Origin of the sequence: Actinokineospora auranticolor, from assembly GCF_041897805.1 — a bacterium.
Classification (GTDB): Bacteria; Actinomycetota; Actinomycetes; order Mycobacteriales; family Pseudonocardiaceae; genus Actinokineospora; species Actinokineospora auranticolor.
Map to the genome: position 1 here is coordinate 4,392,135 of NZ_CP154825.1, position 16,829 is coordinate 4,408,963.

A 16,829-nucleotide genomic window follows, 5' to 3' on the forward strand; every position below is an offset into this window, starting at 1 on the left:
CTCAGGTGCCCCCCGCCAGGTCGCGGCCCTTCCACGTGAGCGCGCCCGCGCGGCGTGCGCGCCAAGACCGCGCCACCAGCACCAGCAGCGCCCCGACCGAGACGGGGTGGGCCAGCGAATCCGGCCACGCGCGCCCGCCGGTGGCGCGGGCGCTCACGACCCGACCCGCGACGCCCGCGAAGTACCCCAGTGCGCCCGCGCCCGAGCCCGTCAGCGCGGCCAGGGGTGGCAGCACGAACAACCACGCCAGGCCCGCCGCCAGCGCGGCGGCCGCGGGCAGTGACCCGGTCGCTGACCACAGGGACTTCTCGTACCCCTGCCGCACCTCGTCCCACCCGGTGTACATGCGGCAGACCGCCAGCGCGCTCCCGTCCACCACCGCACCGCGCCCACCCGCGCGCTTGATCGCGCGCACCACGGCGATGTCGTCGAGCACCGCGCCCGCCACGGCCCGGTAGCCACCCGCCCGGTCCAGCGCCGCGGCGTCGAGCACGAGGAACTGACCGTTGGCCGCCGTCAGGGACGGCCGGGGTGAGCGCTCCGCGAGCCGCAGCGGCAGGAACACCAGCCACGACCACTGCAGCAGCGGCTGCACGAGCCGGGTGGCGACGTCGTCGGCGAGCTGGCTGGGGAACGGCGACACGGCGTCCAAACCGTGCGCGCGCAGCAGCGCGACCGCCGAGGCCACCGCGTGCGGCGCCAAGACCACGTCGGCGTCGACCATCACCAGCACCCTGCCCCGGGACCGCTCGACCAGCTGGGCGCACGCGTGCGGCTTGCCGGGCAGCCCAGGCGGCGGCGGAGCACCGGTGACCACACGCAGCCGCCGGTCTCCCCGGGCCAGGTCCCGGACCACCTCGGCGGTGCCGTCGGTGGAACCGTCGTCGAGCACGATGATCTCCAGGTCCGGTACGCCCCGCTGGGCCAGCACCGACCGCACCGCCGGTCCCACGCGGTGGGCCTCGTCGCGCACCGGCAACAACAACGACACCGGCTCCCGGCACACCGGGGGGTCGTCAGGGGGCACGCGCATGAGCCGCGCGTTGATGAGCGCGTGCACCGCGGCCAGCACCGAGGCCCCGGCGGCGGTGCGCACCGCGACAGTCCACCACCGACTCACCGCCGCCCCCGCACGAGCACGCGCAGCAGCACCACGGCGAACGGCACGGCGACCAATCCCATCAACACGCCCGCCACCAACGAGACCGACGGCCGCCCGAAGAAAGCCGCGTGCGCCCACACCGACGACCCGTAGGTCCACAGGTACAGCGCCGGGGCGGGCCCCGCGCAAAAGTCGAGCGGGGACGAATCCGGCGGTGTCCACCGGTGCAGCAGACCGACCATGACCAGTGCCACGGCGAACCAGCCCGCGTAGTTGGTCAGCGGGACCCCGACGACACCCGGCAGCACGGGCTCCGGCCGCGTCCAGACCCAGTGGCCCGCGTCGACCATCTGCGGGTCGAGGAACACGTCCCAGGAGGCCAGCGCCCACGCGCCGACCACGACGACGGCCCACCGCGCCCGCCCCGCGGCCAGCGCGCGACCGACCAGCAGCGCGGGCCAGCACATCATGATCCACGCGAGCGGCACGAGGACGGGCACCCCGAGCAGCTGCGGCCCCAGCGTCCCGGTGTAGCGGTACTCGCCGAAGGGGAATCCCGTGTGCACACCGACCGCCTCGGCCAGCAGGCCCCCTCCCCCGGCCACCAGTGCCAGCCGCAGCGCGGCGCGCGGCCCCGACCGGGCCGCCGCGTCGCACAGCGACGCCAGCGCGAACGCCACCACCGAGGCGACCGTGGTACCGAACCGCGCACCCGGGTCGGTCATCGAGTAGGAGATCTGCGCCAGCACCAGGACCGCGCCGCAGACCCACGCGGTGACCGCCACGACCCGCGCACGACCGAGCACGACGGCGGGCGTGGAGGACATGGTCGCAACCCTAGCGGCGCACCGCTCGTCCGGCAGGCCACCGGAGCGCCTGACAGCATCGTGCCATGCCGCACACCCGCGAGCCGTCCCCGGCGACACCGCTGCGCCCAGGCCGCGACCGCAGCGCCCAAGTCCTGCCGGCGCACCCGGGCCGCACCACCGCCGAGGCGGGTACCCGGCCGAGCGCCGCGGTCGTCGGCGGCGGCATCGCCGGGGTGGCGGCCGCGGTCGCGCTCGCGGAACGCGGCGTCTCGGTCCGCCTGTTCGAGCGCGAGCTCGACCTCGGTGGACGGCTGCGCGGGTGGCCGACCGGCGACGGACCCGCCGGGGGCACCATGACCCGCGGCTTCCACGCGTTCTTCCGCCAGTACTACAACCTGAGGGCGCTGCTGCGCCGCGTCGACCCCGCGCTGGGCTTCCTGCGGCCGGTACCGGACTACCCGCTGCTGCACGCCAGCGGCACCGCGGAGAGCTTCGCGGGCATCCCGCGCACGCCGCCGTGGAACGTCGCCGGGTTCGTGCTGCGCAGCAAGACCTTCACGTTCGGTGACCTGCGCCGGATGAACCCCGCCGCCGCGTCCCGGCTGTTCGACGTGTCGGTCCCCCGCACCTACGACGAACTCGACTCGATCGATGCGGCGGCGTTCCTGCGCGACATCGGCTTCCCCCCGGCGGCGCGGCACCTGGCGTTCGAGGTGTTCTCCCGCAGCTTCTTCGCCGACCCGGCCGAACTGTCCGCGGCGGAGCTGGTGACCATGTTCCACATCTACTTCCTCGGCTCCAACGAGGGCCTGCTCTTCGACGTCCCGCGCGACGCGTTCCCGATCACCCTGTGGCGTCCGCTGCGCGCCTACCTGGAGGGTCTCGGCGCCCGGGTCCACCTCGGCGCGCCGGTGTCCCGGATCGAGCGGCGCCCCGGCGGGTTGGCCGTGCACACCGGCGAACACGGCCGCGTCGACGTCGACGCGGTGGTCCTGGCGGCGGAGACCGGCGCCCTGCGGCAGCTGGTGGCCGCGTCGCCCGCCCTCGGCGACGCGGGCTGGCGGTCGCGGATCGGGGCGTTGCGCGCGGCGCCCCCGTTCCTGGTCAGCAGGCTCTGGCTCGACCTGCCCGCCCGCCCCGACCGGGCGCCGTTCCTGGGCACCAGCGGCTTTCCCCTGTTGGACAACGTCAGTGTGCTCGACCGGTTCGAGGACGGGGCCAAGTCCTGGCGCGCCCGCACCGGCGGCTCGGTGGTCGAGCTGCACGCGTACGCGCTGCCCGAGGACCTCGACCAAGACCGCGTCGTGGCCGAGCTCACCGCCCAGCTCAGAACCGTCTACCCCGAACTCGCCGCCGCCCGCGTGCGCCACGAGGAGCACGTCCTCGCCGCCGACTGCCCCCTCTTCGCCCCCGGCGGCTTCGCGGGGCGGCCCGCGGTCACCACGCCCGACCCCGATGTCGTGCTCGCGGGCGACCTGGCCCGCATCGACCTGCCGGTCGCTCTCATGGAACGCGCCGCCACCACCGGCTTCGCGGCGGCGAACACCCTCCTGCGGCGCTGGGGCCTGCGCGGTCACGACCTGTGGTCGGTGGCCAACCAGGGTCGGTCCCCGCTGCTGTCCAGGGCGGCGCGACGCGGGAACCGGGTTTCTTGACCGCAGCCGCGTCGGTCCGCAGTGCACCTGCACCTGGTACTGCGGTGGCACCCGAAGACGAAGAATGGACCACACCATGGCAACGGCACAGGTCCGCACCCCGCGTCCACCACGGCCCAGGGGACGTGCGGGCCCTGTTCGGCGAGTCCGTTGCCCTGTTCGCCTCGCTGTTGGGCCGACGCACGTGGTGGAACGGCGACCGCGACGTTCGGGTCGTGCTCGACACCGGTCCGCGGTCGCGGGAGGCGTTCTTCGACCTCACCTGCGAACCGCGCCGCGACGACGGTGGCGCCGTCGTGGGGGTCCGGGTGGTGGGCGTCGAGATCACCCGGGTCAGACACGCCCAGCAGCTGATGGCCGAGCAGCGCGCGCTGCTCGAGCAGATCGCCCGGCAAGCACCCTTGGCCGACGTGCTCGACGGGATGGCCCGCTGCATCGAGGGCCTCGCGCCGCAGGAGGTTCTCGTCTCCGTCCTGCTCGCCGACCCCGACGGCGCGCACCTCAACCACGGGGCCGCGCCGAGCCTGCCCGACTTCTACAACCGGGCCATCGACGGCATCGCCACCGGCGAGGGCGTCGGCTCCTGCGGCACCGCGGCCCACCGGCGGGCTCCGGTCATCGTCACCGACATCGCCACCGACCCGTTCTGGGACGACTGACCTGGCCGAGCGGGCCGATCTGGCCGCCTGCTGGTCCACGCCGATCCTGGCCCTCGACGGGAGCCTGCTGGGCACCTTCGGCATGTACCACCGCGTGCCGCAGGGCACCGACCTCGCCCTCGCCCGGATCTTCGCCCACACCGCGGCACTGGCCATCGAACGCCACCACAACGAACGGGCCCGTCGGGACGCCGAGGCCGAGGCGAAAGCGGCCCGCGACGAGCTGGCCCAGGCGGTGCGCGCCGAACCGGAACTCCGCAGCGGCGCGCCGCCGCGGCCGCGCAGGCCGTCGTGCCGCATCCCGAACACTGCGGACTCGGCGGGGCCGGCGCCGCCCCGACCGGGTTGAAGGTCGCCGACTCCTGTGGCGACGCGGTGTGGGGCTGCCACATCCACGCCGAGGAAGCCATCGTTACCGTGCGGTCGGCCTCCATCGCCAGCGAGGAACTCGGCGGCCTAGCCGCCTACCTCAACCGCCGCCCGGCCTGAACACGGGACAGCACCGGCCCTTCCGCCCTCCCGAGAGAAACGGAGAACCGGACGTGACCGGCCGGGAAAACGCGGTCCAGCCGGTGCTCCCAAACGGTGCTCAACCGGCTCGCCGCACCCGTATGGTGATCTTCGTCCGCGGTCCCGGGTGGAGGGGGTTCCGGTGACCGATCGCGACCTCGTCGAGGCGAGGCTGCGCTCGCTGCAGGACGGGGTCGCGCGCATGGACGCCGAGCAGGCCAAGACCGCCCGGCGCCTTCGCGGCACGCTGCTGGTCACCGCCCTGTCCGGCGTACTCCTGGCGCTCACCTGCGGGTCCTGGCGGGAGAACTCCCGCGACGTGCGTTTCACGCTGTGGAGCATGGTGGACAGCATCGGTTTCGAGGCGCTGCCGGTCTTGGTGCTGGTGGTGGTGACCGCTTTCGGGTCGATCCTGCTCGCGGCGAGCCCGGCCAGGGCCACCGGACTGCGCCGGGTCGTGGGGGCCTCGGCGTGGCGACGCGGTGCCGATCCCGTACCTGAACTCCGACTCGGTGGGCACGGCGGGTCCGCGCTCGGCTTTGGTGGTGAGCACGTTGCGCTCGACGCCGGACAGGTCGAAGGCGACCGCGAACTCGCCCCCGACGCGGATGACGGCCTGCAGGCGATGACGGGGTGGTGCCAGCGCTACCACCGGTCCGGGTCCCAGCGGGATCGTCACGCCCGCGGCGCGTCTCTAGCGTTCTCCCCGAGTCCGCGCAACCGCGTGGCGCCTCATGTGGACACGGGGTAGGGAGAATTCGATGGGCACGTTCAACCGGAGGACAGGCCTCGCGGCGGCCGGGCTCGCCGCAGTGGTCGCGGTGACCTCATTGTCCCCCGCCGCAGCCACGGCGGGGTGTGACGCGGCCCTGGACGGGTTGCTCGAGCGCGCCACGGTCGTCGACCTGCAGGCGGCCATGCACACGCGTCGACTCAGCTCCGAGCAGGTGACGCGCGGCTACCTGCTGCGGATCGAGCGGCTCAACCCCCGCCTGAACGCGGTGGTGCGGGTCAACCCGGACGCGGTCGCCATGGCTCGCCGCAGCGACGCCCAGCGGCGCGCGCACGGGGCCCGAGGTCCACTCGAGGGGATCCCGGTGCTGCTCAAGGAGAACATGAACACCGCGGACCGCCAGGGGACCACCGCGGGCGCCAAGGCGCTGCTCGACGCCAAGCCCGCCGCCGACGCCTTCCTGGTGGCGCGGCTGCGGGCCGCGGGCGCGGTGATCCTGGGCAAGGCCAACCAGTCCGAGTGGTCGAACTTCCGCGGCTCCGACCTGCCGGACGGCTGGAGCGCGGTCGGCGGCCAGACGCACAACCCGTACGTCCTGGACCGCAGCCCGGCAGGCTCGTCGAGCGGTTCGGCGGTGTCCGCGGCGGCGGGGCTGGCCGCGGTCGCGATCGGCACGGACACCGACGGGTCGGTCGTGTACCCGGCGGCCGTCACCTCGACGGTGGGGATCAGGCCCACCCTGGGGCTGGTGAGCCGCGGCGGGGTCGTCCCGATCACCGGGCGCCACGACACGCCGGGGCCGATCGCGCGCACCGTCACCGACGCGGCGTTGACGCTGTGGGCGCTCCAAGGCGTCGACCCCGCCGACCCGGACACCGCGACCGCGGCGGGCACACTGCCCGGCGACCCCCGCACGGTCCTGAACCGGGACGCGTTGCGCGGCAAGCGCATCGGCCTGTGGCGGGAGGGGCACGCCGGGGTCGACGCCGATGTGGACCGCGTCTTCGACGCGGCCGTTCGGCAACTGCGCGACCTGGGCGCCACGGTGGTGGAGGGCGCGGACGTACCCGACATCCAGGACGTGGCGAACGAGCACATGCTGCCCGCGGTGCTGACCGAGTTCAAGCACGACCTCAACGCCTACCTCGCGGCCACGCCGGGCACACACCCGAAGAACCTTCGCGAGCTGATCGACTACTACGACCGCAACCCCGACGGGTTCGACCACGTGCTCTTCGACATGGCCGACAAGACCGACGGCGACCTCACCGCTCCCGCCTACCGGGCCCACCGCGAGGCGACCACCAGCGCGGCCCGACGGGCGATCGACGACGTGCTGGCCCGATACCGCCTCGACGCGATCGTCACCCCGACCTCACTGCCCGCCCCGGTCATCGGCCGCGAACGCGACAGCGCCCCCTTCGCCAAGACCACCACCCACTCCGCGGCGGCGGGCTATCCCCACGTCACCGTCCCCGCGGGCTATTCCGCCAACGGGCTGCCCTTGGGCTTGTCCTTCCTCGGCACCCGCTTCACCGACGCCCGCCTGATCGGATTCGCCTACGCCTACGAACAGGCCACCCACGCCCGACGAACCCCGCACTACCTGCCGACAACACGCTGACCAGATGCCAGCCCCCGAAGGCGGCCTGCCGGGAGATCACCACCGCGTCGGCGGAGTTGGGCGAATCCGCACCACGGCGCCGAGGAGTTGAGTGGGGGGGAACTCTCGACATCCTCAGGTCCACGGTGATGTGGGTGGCACAGCCAGTCACGAGGACGTACCTGGCCGTGCTGATCGCGACGCGGTTCGGGGCATCGGGTAGATGCCCCGAACCGCCGCACACGTCTCGCCCTGCGATTAATGACACTTTCGACGACGCATAGTGGCGACTATTGGGTGCTGAGATATCGGATGCCGAACTCGTCCGGACCCACGAGTGTTTGCGAAGGTGCTTCATCGCCGACGGACCAGTACTCGATCAGATGCTCCTCGGCGGAAAGTCGGCCTCGCACGGAAACACGGAGTCGAATCAAGCCAGCCGGAACGGGCAGATCGACTACTTGTTCGGTGCTGTACAAGGCCTGGATGACGAGAAGGCCGTGTGGGCACTCGATGGTCCGCTCGCCGATCATGTCCCAGTCCGAGGCGGTCAATGGCGGTGCTTCGTCGTGCCTGCGGAACCGGAGGGACACCGGTCCCCAGTCGGTACCACACAGGACAGCCACCCACCGGTCGTCTCCGACGAACAAGCCGTCTTCGGTGCCGGGCCAGGACTCGCCCCCGCCCGCTTGACCGTGGATGTGGTACTGCCCCTCTCGGGCGTAAGGACCAGGTTTTGGCTATCCGACGTGGTCACTTTTCGATCGTACCAAGCAGGTCACCAGGCCGATGGGGTCCGCTGCACGAGTAGGTGACAGTTGTAGTCACGCAGCTCGGTTGGCTGACGTGGTCATGATTGCTTCGTATTCGATGGGGGTCAACCGGCCGAGAGCGGCCTGGCGTCTACGGCGGTGGTAGGTGCGTTCGATCCAGGTCACGATCGCGGTCCGCAGTTCGTCACGGGTGGACCAGGTGCGCCGGTTGAGAACGTTGTTCTGCAGCAACGCGAAGAAGCTCTCCATGGCGGCGTTGTCGCCCGCGGCGCCGACGCGGCCCATCGAGCCGGTCAGGCCGTGGCGCGCGAGTGCACGGACAAATTTCCTTGATCGAAATTGCGAGCCGCGGTCTGTGTGCACCACGCAGCCGACAACGTCGTCGCGGCGGGCGAGGGCGTTGGAGAGCGCTGTGACGGCGAGGCGGGCTCTCATCCGGGTGTCGATGGAGTAGCCGACGATCCGGTTGGAGCAGACGTCCTTGACCGCGCACAGATACAGCTTTCCCTCTGTGGTGCGGTGTTCGGTGATATCGTCCAGCCACAGCCGGTTCGGCGCTGTGGCGGTGAAGTCGCGCCGGACCAGGTCGTCGTGCACCGGCGGACCGCTTCTTGCCCGTGCGGCCGCGTTTCGTGCCGAACGCGCTCCACCAGCCCATCGACGAGCAGATCCGCCACGCGGTCCGATCCGCCATCGACCAGCCGGCGTCACGGACTTCGTCGGCCAGGAACCGGTAGCCGAACTCCGGATCATCGCGGTGAGCGTCGAACAACGCGTTCGCCCGATACGCCTGTTTGAGTTCTGTCTCGGTGACCGGCCGGGCACGCCACCGGTAGTACGGCTGTCGAGCGATGTTCAAGACCCGGCACGTCACCGCGACGGGGATCCCGTCTGCGGCCAGCTCGTTCACGAGCGGGTAGAGCCTTTTCCCGGCAGATGCGCCTGGGACAGGTATGCCGTCGCGCGGCGCAGGACCTCGTTTTCCTGCTCCAGCAACTTGATCCGCTTGCGGGCCTCACGCAGCTCCGCCAAGTCACTCCTGCTCTCACCCGGCTTCACGCCCTCGTCGGCGTCGGCCTGGCGCAGCCACTTGAACAGGGTCATCGGGTGGACTCCGAAGTCCTTCGCGATCTGCTCAACGGTCACACCGGGCTCACGGTCACCAGCGACCCGCACGACATCGTCGCGGAACTCCTGGGGTAGGGCTTGGGCACAGCGACATCCTCCCAGCTCACCATCACGGCAAGCCGACTCGGATGTCACCTGTCGGTGCAGCAGACCCTTCCTGCTGGAACGGCTCGTCGCCAACCGTGCGGGTTGTCTGCCGGATAGCTGGATGCAGGTGCGTCACCCTGTGCGGCAAGGGCGGAAGAGATCATTCGTGGTCGGGATTCGCGGTTGGTCGTCGGGCCTGGGAAGGCGTTTGGGCGGCGGGTTTTGGTCTCTTGTGGATCATTGGTGACCTGGGGTGTTCGGGGTTCTGTCAGCGATCCTTTAGATCGCGGACAGGGCTTGCCTAGTGGTTGCTCAGCACCGGCGTCAAGGCTCAGGGGGTCTTCCCGGAGGGGCTGCGCGACGAGGTAGGGAGCCGCTGATGAGCGCCGATCGAGCCGACACCGCGGGAGTGGTGGCTGGGCTGCCGGAGTTCCCTACCGCTCGAGCGTGTCCGTTCTCCGAGCCTGGTGGGTACGCCGAGTTGCGGCGGGAGGGGCCGCTCACTCGGGCGCGGCTCTACGACGGGCGCGTGGTGTGGGTCGTTACCGGGTACGACGAGGGGCGGGCGGTGCTCGGCGACCACCAGGTTTTCTCCTCCAAGCGCGCTGATCCGCGGTTTCCGGCTACCGCACCGAGGTTCGAGTCGGCTCGCAAGATCAAGAATTTTTTGGGGCTGGACCCGCCGGAACACACCCGGCAGCGCCGGATGGTGATCGCTCGGTTCACCCATCGGCGGGTCTCGGATCTGCGGCCGGAGATCGTCTCGATCGTCGACGACCTGGTTGATCGGTTGCTGGCCGACGGACCGGTGGCCGACCTGCTGCCCCGGTACGCACTGCCGGTGCCGTCACGGGTGATCTGTCTGCTGCTCGGGGTGCCCTACGCCGACCACGACCACTTCGAGCGCCAGTCCCGGCTGATCGTGGACGGCGACTCCACACTCGAGCAGAGCGGAGCGGCTTTCCGTGCCATCCGGGAGTACCTCGAAGACCTGATCCGGCTGCGCAGGCGCCAGCCGCTGGACACGCTGCTGGACGCGCTGATCGCGGACTACCTCGACGAGGGTGCGCTGCCGGTCGACGAGCTGGCTGAGATCGCTTTGTTGCTGTTGGTCGCCGGGCACGAGACGACCGCCAACGCCATCACGCTCGGTGTGCTGACCCTGATCGCGCGGCCGGAGCTGCGCGCGGCACCACCCGCGGACCTCATCGAGGAGTTGCTCCGGGTGCTGTCAATCGCCGACGGGCCGGGTCGGTTCGCCACCCGCGACACCGAACTCGCGGGTGTGCCGATCGCCGAGGGCGACGGGGTCGTGCTCGGGCTGGCCGCGATGAACCGGGATGCGTCGGTGTTCCCCGACCCGGGGTCGATCGATCCGGCCCGCGCCTCGCGACGGCACCTCGCCTTCGGGTTCGGCATCCACCAGTGCCTCGGGCAGCACCTGGCGCGGACCGAGCTGGAGATCTCCCTGGGCAGGCTCTTCGCGCGCATCCCCGACCTGCGGCTCGCCGTGGCCGAGGACGAGCTGCGGCTCAAGCACCCCGCTGGGCTGCACGGCCTGGCGGCACTGCCCGTGACCTGGTGAGCCCCGGAGGCCCCGCTGTGACCGACGTGCTGTCCACCGACCTGACCACCCTGGCCGAAGCCCTCAAGTCCGCCCTCGGCCACGGGTCGACGCCGACACCGGATGCCCCCGCCGTCGACGTCGACCCGGCCACCGGCTGGCTGACGCTGCCCGAACTGACCGAACGGGTCCTCGGCGGCGAGGGCGAGATCACCCCCGTACCGCGCGTGGGGCAGGTGCGCCGCTACCACGACGAGATCCACACCGTCGACGGCGCGCTGGTCGGCCGCACCGAGGGCAGGCTGGAGATCGTCGCCGAGCGCGCCGCGGACGGCCACGCGTTCGCCGTGCGCACCGAACACGTGCGGCTGTACGGCGAACTGTTCGTCTTCTCCGGTGTCAACGACATCACCGCGGAGTTCGCGGGCGGCTGGGTGTCCACGCCCGGCGTCGGGGTCACCGGCCGCTACCTCGGTGTGTCCGCGGTGCGCCGCATCCTGATGACGCCGACACCGATGGTCTCCCGTGTCGTGCTCTCCCTGTGCCCCTGACCCGATGGCACCACGACCGCGTCCCCACCCCGTCGAAAGGCCGACCATGTCCCCCAGCCGATCCCGTTCCGCCCTGGTCGCGGTGACCGCGCTCGTGGTCACCGGGCTCACCGGCCCCGCCGCGGCGGCGAGCCCGGAACCCGCGCGCGGCGCGCGCTGCCTGTCGCGGGAATACACCGAACCCCAGTTGAAGAACCTGCAGAACGTCGACCTGGCCGACCCCAAGGTGGGTCAGCTGGGGATCTACCACGACGAACTGGTCGACGACCGTGGCGCCTACCGGGGCACGATCATGGGCCGCTACGAGGTCAAGGCCAAGACCCCGCGCGGCGCCGTGCTGACCCACTACACCGAGGACATCTTCCTCACCGACGGCATCGTCCACGCCGAGGGCGTGGCCGACTTCCGCGACGTGCTCGCGGGTCGGTGGATCAGCTACCGCGCGATCGGTGTCGACGGTGTCTACAAAGGACTTTCCGGGCGCCGCGAGTGGCGGGTGATCGTGCCGGACGAGCCGGTGGACGCTCGGATCACCGTGTGCGGCTGAACGCGGCCGGAACGAGGAGGACAAGGATGGAGTTCCCCGACGTGCACCTGCTCTCGGCCGGGACCGCCCTGCCCGGGGCACCGGTCACCAACGCCGCGCTGGCCGCCCGGTTCGGCATGGACGCGCTGTGGGAGCAGTGGATCGACACCTTCATCGGCACCCGCAGCAGGCACCTGGCGCTGGACCTGGACACGGGTGAGCGGGTGGGTGGACTGGCCGACTTGGCGACCGCGGCCGCCGAGCGGGCCATCGCCGACGCCGCGCTGTCCCCGTCCGACATCGACCTGGTCGTGCTCGCCACCGCCACCCCGGACCGGCTGATGCCCACGACGGCGAGCGTGGTGGCCGACCGGCTCGGCATCGACGGCGTGCCCGCGTTCCAGTTGCAGTCCGGCTGTTCCGGCGCGGTGCAGGCGCTCGAGGTCGCCCGGCGGTTCCTGCTCGACGGCCGCTACCGCAACGCCCTGGTGCTCGGCGGCGACGTCGTCGCCCGGTTCTTCGACCTCACCGCGGACCTGCGCCGCGTCCCGCCCACCGAGCTGGTCGGGTTCGTGCTCTTCGGCGACGGCGCGGGCGCCGCGGTGCTCAGCACCGACCCGGCCCCGGGAGCCGCCGCGCTCCGCTCGGTGTTCACCCGCCTGGTCGGGGCGAACCGGGAACCCGGCGCCACCCTCGACTGGTACGGGCCGCACGAGCGGGCGGTGCGCGGCACCGGGGCGTCGGAGGACTACAAGGCCATCGAGCGGCACGTGCCGGACATGGCCGCGGAGGTGGTCAAGGAACTGCTCGACGACGCGGGCTGGACCGGCGACGACGTCGAGCACCTGCTGCCGCCACAGTTGTCCGGTCGGATGACCGAGCTGATCGCCGACCGGCTCGGTGTCGGCGGGCGCCGGGTCACCTGCGTGCGGGAGACCGGCAACATCGGCAACGGAATCGTCTTCTTCCAGCTGGAGCGGTTGCTGGGCGAGCTGCGGCCGGGCGAGCGGGCCATCGGCGTGTCGATCGAGTCATCGAAGTGGATCAAGTCTGGATTCGCGCTGGAGGGGGTCTAGATGACGACGGCCACGACCGCGGCGGAGGTCGCCGCGGCGGAACTGTGGGAGCTGCACGCCTCCGGTGCGGTGGCGGGTTCCTACCCCCGGGTGCGCGGGCTGCTGGCTGAGCTGTCCGGGGACGACCTGCGCCGCGCGGGCGCGCTGCTGTCGCGGGTGCCCGTGGCCGAGGTCCTGGCCGCGCACCCGGACACCGCGGTCGTCCGGGTGGCGATCACCGGACACGGCACGCTGGGGCCGCTGGTTCCCGCGCTGACCGTCGAACTGGCCCGGCACGGCGTGCTGCTGGAACACCGGCTCGGCGACTTCGACGGCTGGGTGTTCGACCTGGGCGACCCGGCCAGCGAGCTGCGCGTGTTCGGCCCGGACCTGCTGCTGTGCGTGCTGGACCCGGCGATCGCGGCCGACGAGCTACCGCTGCCGTGGACGCCGGACGACCTGGAGCGGGTGCTGGCAGCCAAGCAGGCGCTGATCACCGGGCTGGTGCGCGAGCACGTCGCGGGTGGCGCGGGCACGCTGGTGCTCAACACCGTCCCCCTGCCCGCGGACCTGGTGGGCCAGTTGGTGGACTACCGGTCCCGGGCCCGCGTCGGGGCGTTGTGGCGCGAACACGACGCCTACCTGCTCGGCTTGGCCGCCGAGCACCCGGGCGTGGTCGTGCTCGACCTCGACCCGGTGCTCGCCGACGGCGTGCCCGCCGTCGACCCGCGGCTGGACGTCTACGCCGGGGCGCACCTCTCCGTCGAGTTGTTGACCGCGTACGCCCGTGAAGTGGGGCACGTCGCCCGCGCGGTGACCGGACGCGCCAAGAAGGTGCTGGCGGTGGACCTGGACGAGACCCTGTGGGGTGGGATCCTCGGCGACGACGGCGCCGAGGGCATCGAACCGTCCGGAACCGGTCGGGGCGCGGCGTTCGCCCGCTACCAGCGGCTGGTCAAGCAGATCGGGTCTCAGGGCGTGCTGCTCGCCGCAGTGAGCAAGAACGACCGTGAGCCGGTGGCCGAGGTGCTGCGCGAACACCCGGGAATGACGCTGCGCGAGGTCGACTTCGTGCGGGTGGTGGCGAACTGGAACCCCAAGCACGACAACATCCGCGAGTTGGCCGCCGACCTCAACCTCGGGGTCGACAGCGTGGTGTTCACCGACGACAACCCCTTCGAGTGCGGCCTGGTCCGCTCGCGGCTGCCGGGGGTGGCCGTGGTGCGGCTCGACAGCGAGCCCGCCACGCACGGCCGCAAGCTGCTGCGGGACAACTGGTTCGCCGCGCTCGAACTGACCGCGGAGGACGGTGTGCGGGCCACTAGGTACCGCGACGACCTGGCGCGCAAGGACTTCCTCGACACCTTCGAGTCCGTCGCGGACTACCTCGGCGAACTCGGGGTGCGGGTGCGGCTGGGCCGGGCGGGCGAAACCGAGTGGGACCGGGTGGCGCAGCTGACCCAGCGCACCAACCAGTTCACCATGACCGCAGCGCGTCTCTCGTCCGCCGAGGTGCGGGCGCTCGCCCAGGACCCGGACGGACTGGTGCTCGCGCTGCACAGCGCGGACCGCTTCGGCGACAACGGCCTGGTCGGCGCCCTGCTCGCGCACCGCGACCGCGATGCCCTGCACCTGGACAACTTCCTGCTCAGCTGCCGGGTCTTCGGGCGGGGCGTGGAGACCGCCGGGCTCGCCGCCCTGCTGCGCCACGCCGCCGACAGCGGTGTGCGCGGTGTGCGCGGTGCATACCGGCCCACATCCAAGAACGGCAAGGTGCGCGACTTCTACACCCGCCACGGCTTCGCCCTGGCGGGGCGCGACGGTGACACCGAACTGTTCCACCACGACCTCGTCGACCTGCCCGGGGTTCCCGGTCACGTGCGACTGCGGACCGACCTCGAGGAGCTGCGATGACCCCGCGAGCACACCGCCCGGGAAGCCTGGACTCGGTCGCCGACCTGGTCGGGATCGTCCGCACCGAACTGGGCCTGCCGGTGACCGAGGAGTCCGCCTCGGTGGACTTCGACGAGGTCACCGGCTGGGACTCGCTGCACCTGCTGTCGCTGTGCTCGATCCTGGAGCAGCGCACCGGCCGGGCACTGTCGCTGGCCGACGTGCTGGAGGCGCGCACCCTGGCGCAGGTGTACGCGCTGGCGGCGGCGTGACCGCCCGGTTGCCCGCGCAGCGCAGGCACACCCTGTTTTTCCTGGACCAGGTGCGCGAGTTCGCCCCGGTCTTCCTCGACACCGAAGTGGACATGAGCGCCGTCGCGGCCAACCGGGAGGCGGCCGTCGCGCGCGGCGGGCGGTACTCGGTGGTCGCGCACGTGGTGCACGCGGCGGCGCGGGTGCTGGTGCGCCACCGCCGGGCCAACGCCGCCGTGCGGGGGCGGTTGCGGCCCCGGGTGGCCGAGTTCGACTCCGCGCACGCCAAGGTCGCCCTGGACAAGCGGATTGGTGGTGAACGGGTCGTGCTGGCCGCGGTGGTGCGCGAGGCCGACCGGCTCGACCTCGACCAGGTGCAGGCGTGGATCGACCGCTTCCGCACCGGTGACGCGGACACCATGCCGGAGTTCGCCGCGGTGCGCGGCCTGCACGCGGCCCGGTTCCCGGTGGCGCTGCGCCGGTTCCGCCGGGCGGCGCGGTCGCTGGCGCTGCGGCCCGCGCTCACCGGCACGTTCGCGGTGACCTCGTTGGGGCACCGGCCGGTCGACGGGTTCCACTCCGTCGGCGGCACCACGATCACCCTGGGGGTCGGGCGGGTGCTCGACCGGCCCGTCGTGCGCGGCGGCGCGGTGGGCATCGCCCCGGTGGCGCGGCTGAGCCTGGCGTTCGATCACCGGGTGATCGACGGCGCGGAAGCCGCCGACGTACTGACCGAGATCCGCGCCGCGCTGGAGTCGTTCCCGGTCGGCGCGGCGGGGCCCACCGAGGTGGACGCGCCGTGAACGACCTGGCCGAACTCAAGCGGTACGTCGTGGCGCACGGCCGCGCCCAGAACCTGCCGCCCGCGCACCTGGCGCGGCTGCTCGGTGGGATCGAGCGGGAGCCGTCCTGGGCCGGGGCGTGGGTGGCGGCGGGCGAGCGGCTGGAGGCCGCGGGTGATCTGCTCGCCGCCTGCGGGCACTACAACCTGGGCAGGTTCCCCTTCGTGGACGGCGAATCGCGGCGGGAAGCGCTGCGCCGGTGCGTGGCCGCGTTCGACCGCTGGCGCGCGCGGGTGCCCGGGATCGAACCGTTGGAGCTGCGGCTGCCGGGCGGCCGGGTGCGGGCGTGGACGACCGGTCTCGACCGGGACGCGCGCAAGCCGCTGCTGGTGGTGACCGGCGGCATCGTCAGCGTGAAGGAGCAGTGGGCCCCCGTGCTGCTGGAACTGGCGGCGCACGGCATGGCGGGTCTGGTCACCGAGCTGCCAGGGGTCGGTGAGAACACCCTGCGGTACGACCGGGAGGCCTGGACGCTGTACCCGGCGCTGCTGGACGCGGTCCGCGACCGCGCCGACACCGACGACGCGCACCTGCTCGCGCTGAGCTTCAGCGGGCACGCCGCGCTGCGCGCCGCCGCGCGGGACCCGAGAATCCGCACGGTGCTCACCGCGGGCGCCCCGGTGCGCGACTTCTTCACCGACCGCACCTGGCAGCGGCAGGTCCCGAAGGTCACCGTGGACACCCTCGCGCACTTGACCGGCACCACACCGGACACCGTGTTCGACCACCTGTCGGACTGGGCGCTGCTCCCGGGGGAGTTGGCGGCCGTCGACGCCGGGATCGGCTACGTGGCCAGCGCCCGCGACGAGATCATCCCGCGCGGCGAGGTACGCCACTTGCGCGCCCACGCCCGCCGGGTCCGGGTCACCACGCACGACGACGTGCACGGCTCGCCGAACCACTTCGCCGAGACCCGGCTGTGGATCCTGCTGTCCCTGATGCGGTCGCGCGGCACCTGGGGCCGCGAGCGCGTCGCCCTGGCGGCGCGCCTGGCGCTGCGCAGGCTCGGCAACCGCGCGCGGCGGGGCTAGCCCCGCGGCGACCACTCCCCCACGACCCCTCCGGGTAGACACCCGCCACGACAAGGA

19 protein-coding genes are annotated in these 16,829 nt (G+C 72.3%); 14 read left to right on the forward strand and 5 right to left on the reverse strand.

From position 1 onward, the window contains the following. Nucleotide 1: 1 nt before the first annotated feature. Both V5P93_RS19425 and V5P93_RS19430 read right to left on the reverse strand, forming a co-directional pair. The gene (locus V5P93_RS19425) at nucleotides 2-1,096 is read right to left on the reverse strand and encodes a glycosyltransferase family 2 protein (protein ID WP_245931429.1); all 1,095 of its coding nucleotides are present in this window, start codon (nucleotides 1,094-1,096) and stop codon (nucleotides 2-4) included. Between the two features lie 20 nt (nucleotides 1,097-1,116). Next, nucleotides 1,117-1,929: a carotenoid biosynthesis protein gene (locus V5P93_RS19430; RefSeq protein WP_104480627.1), complete on the reverse strand. Its 813-nt coding sequence runs from the start codon at nucleotides 1,927-1,929 to the stop codon at nucleotides 1,117-1,119. A 65-nt stretch (nucleotides 1,930-1,994) separates the two neighbouring features. Here V5P93_RS19430 and V5P93_RS19435 point away from each other — a divergent pair, with 65 nt between their 5' ends. The 6 genes from V5P93_RS19435 to V5P93_RS19460 all read left to right on the forward strand — a co-directional run bounded on the left by V5P93_RS19435 (nucleotide 1,995) and on the right by V5P93_RS19460 (nucleotide 7,092). After that, a complete protein-coding gene (locus tag V5P93_RS19435; RefSeq protein WP_104480628.1) occupies nucleotides 1,995-3,566 on the forward strand; it encodes an FAD-dependent oxidoreductase in 1,572 nt (523 codons plus the stop codon). 125 nt (nucleotides 3,567-3,691) lie between these two features. Then, entirely contained in the window at nucleotides 3,692-4,225 is a 534-nt protein-coding gene (locus V5P93_RS19440) for a hypothetical protein (RefSeq protein WP_219824047.1), read from the forward strand. A 46-nt stretch (nucleotides 4,226-4,271) separates the two neighbouring features. Beyond that, a complete protein-coding gene (locus V5P93_RS19445; RefSeq protein ID WP_342752293.1) occupies nucleotides 4,272-4,574 on the forward strand; it encodes a hypothetical protein in 303 nt (100 codons plus the stop codon). Continuing rightward, nucleotides 4,571-4,714, forward strand: coding sequence for a hypothetical protein (locus V5P93_RS19450; RefSeq protein WP_219824049.1), 144 nt, complete (start codon nucleotides 4,571-4,573; stop codon nucleotides 4,712-4,714). Before V5P93_RS19445 ends, V5P93_RS19450 begins: the two co-directional genes overlap by 4 nt. 163 nt (nucleotides 4,715-4,877) lie before the next feature. Further along, nucleotides 4,878-5,486, forward strand: coding sequence for a hypothetical protein (locus V5P93_RS19455; protein ID WP_104480629.1), 609 nt, complete (start codon nucleotides 4,878-4,880; stop codon nucleotides 5,484-5,486). 10 nt (nucleotides 5,487-5,496) lie between these two features. Further along, the gene (locus tag V5P93_RS19460; RefSeq protein ID WP_104480630.1) at nucleotides 5,497-7,092 is read left to right on the forward strand and encodes an amidase family protein; all 1,596 of its coding nucleotides are present in this window, start codon (nucleotides 5,497-5,499) and stop codon (nucleotides 7,090-7,092) included. 269 nt (nucleotides 7,093-7,361) lie between these two features. Here the strand turns inward: V5P93_RS19460 and V5P93_RS19465 are convergent, their stop codons facing one another. From V5P93_RS19465 to V5P93_RS19475, 3 genes are all read right to left on the reverse strand, one after another. After that, entirely contained in the window at nucleotides 7,362-7,664 is a 303-nt protein-coding gene (locus tag V5P93_RS19465) for a hypothetical protein (protein WP_104480631.1), read from the reverse strand. 231 nt (nucleotides 7,665-7,895) lie between these two features. Then, nucleotides 7,896-8,597, reverse strand: a complete 702-nt coding sequence (locus V5P93_RS19470; RefSeq protein ID WP_281261677.1) for an IS3 family transposase — start codon at nucleotides 8,595-8,597, stop codon at nucleotides 7,896-7,898. 153 nt (nucleotides 8,598-8,750) lie between these two features. Continuing rightward, nucleotides 8,751-8,990 carry a transposase gene (locus tag V5P93_RS19475; protein ID WP_281261678.1) on the reverse strand — a complete coding sequence of 80 codons (240 nt, stop codon included), beginning with the start codon at nucleotides 8,988-8,990 and terminating at the stop codon, nucleotides 8,751-8,753. A 448-nt stretch (nucleotides 8,991-9,438) separates the two neighbouring features. Between V5P93_RS19475 and V5P93_RS19480 the strand changes: the two genes are divergently transcribed. Genes V5P93_RS19480 through V5P93_RS19515 form a run of 8 tightly spaced genes read left to right on the forward strand, consistent with a single transcriptional unit; the run spans nucleotide 9,439 to nucleotide 16,772 of the window. Beyond that, on the forward strand, nucleotides 9,439-10,644 hold the full coding sequence (locus tag V5P93_RS19480) for a cytochrome P450 (RefSeq protein WP_104480632.1): 1,206 nt from the start codon (nucleotides 9,439-9,441) through the stop codon (nucleotides 10,642-10,644). A 17-nt stretch (nucleotides 10,645-10,661) separates the two neighbouring features. Further along, nucleotides 10,662-11,174: a hypothetical protein gene (locus V5P93_RS19485; protein ID WP_104480633.1), complete on the forward strand. Its 513-nt coding sequence runs from the start codon at nucleotides 10,662-10,664 to the stop codon at nucleotides 11,172-11,174. 46 nt (nucleotides 11,175-11,220) lie between these two features. Further along, entirely contained in the window at nucleotides 11,221-11,721 is a 501-nt protein-coding gene (locus V5P93_RS19490; protein ID WP_146108140.1) for a hypothetical protein, read from the forward strand. Nucleotides 11,722-11,747: 26 nt separating this feature from the next. Continuing rightward, nucleotides 11,748-12,776 (forward strand): 3-oxoacyl-ACP synthase III family protein, encoded by a 1,029-nt coding sequence (locus V5P93_RS19495; RefSeq protein WP_104480635.1) that lies wholly within the window; start codon nucleotides 11,748-11,750, stop codon nucleotides 12,774-12,776. Continuing rightward, on the forward strand, nucleotides 12,777-14,669 hold the full coding sequence (locus V5P93_RS19500) for an HAD family hydrolase (protein WP_104480636.1): 1,893 nt from the start codon (nucleotides 12,777-12,779) through the stop codon (nucleotides 14,667-14,669). It abuts the gene before it with no gap. Continuing rightward, nucleotides 14,666-14,920, forward strand: coding sequence for an acyl carrier protein (locus tag V5P93_RS19505; RefSeq protein ID WP_219824050.1), 255 nt, complete (start codon nucleotides 14,666-14,668; stop codon nucleotides 14,918-14,920). The genes V5P93_RS19500 and V5P93_RS19505 overlap by 4 nt, the downstream gene beginning before the upstream one ends. Continuing rightward, nucleotides 14,917-15,702 (forward strand): 2-oxo acid dehydrogenase subunit E2, encoded by a 786-nt coding sequence (locus V5P93_RS19510; protein WP_219824051.1) that lies wholly within the window; start codon nucleotides 14,917-14,919, stop codon nucleotides 15,700-15,702. The genes V5P93_RS19505 and V5P93_RS19510 overlap by 4 nt, the downstream gene beginning before the upstream one ends. Further along, nucleotides 15,699-16,772 (forward strand): alpha/beta hydrolase, encoded by a 1,074-nt coding sequence (locus V5P93_RS19515; protein ID WP_104480637.1) that lies wholly within the window; start codon nucleotides 15,699-15,701, stop codon nucleotides 16,770-16,772. The genes V5P93_RS19510 and V5P93_RS19515 overlap by 4 nt, the downstream gene beginning before the upstream one ends. The last annotated feature ends 57 nt before the right edge of the window (nucleotides 16,773-16,829 follow it).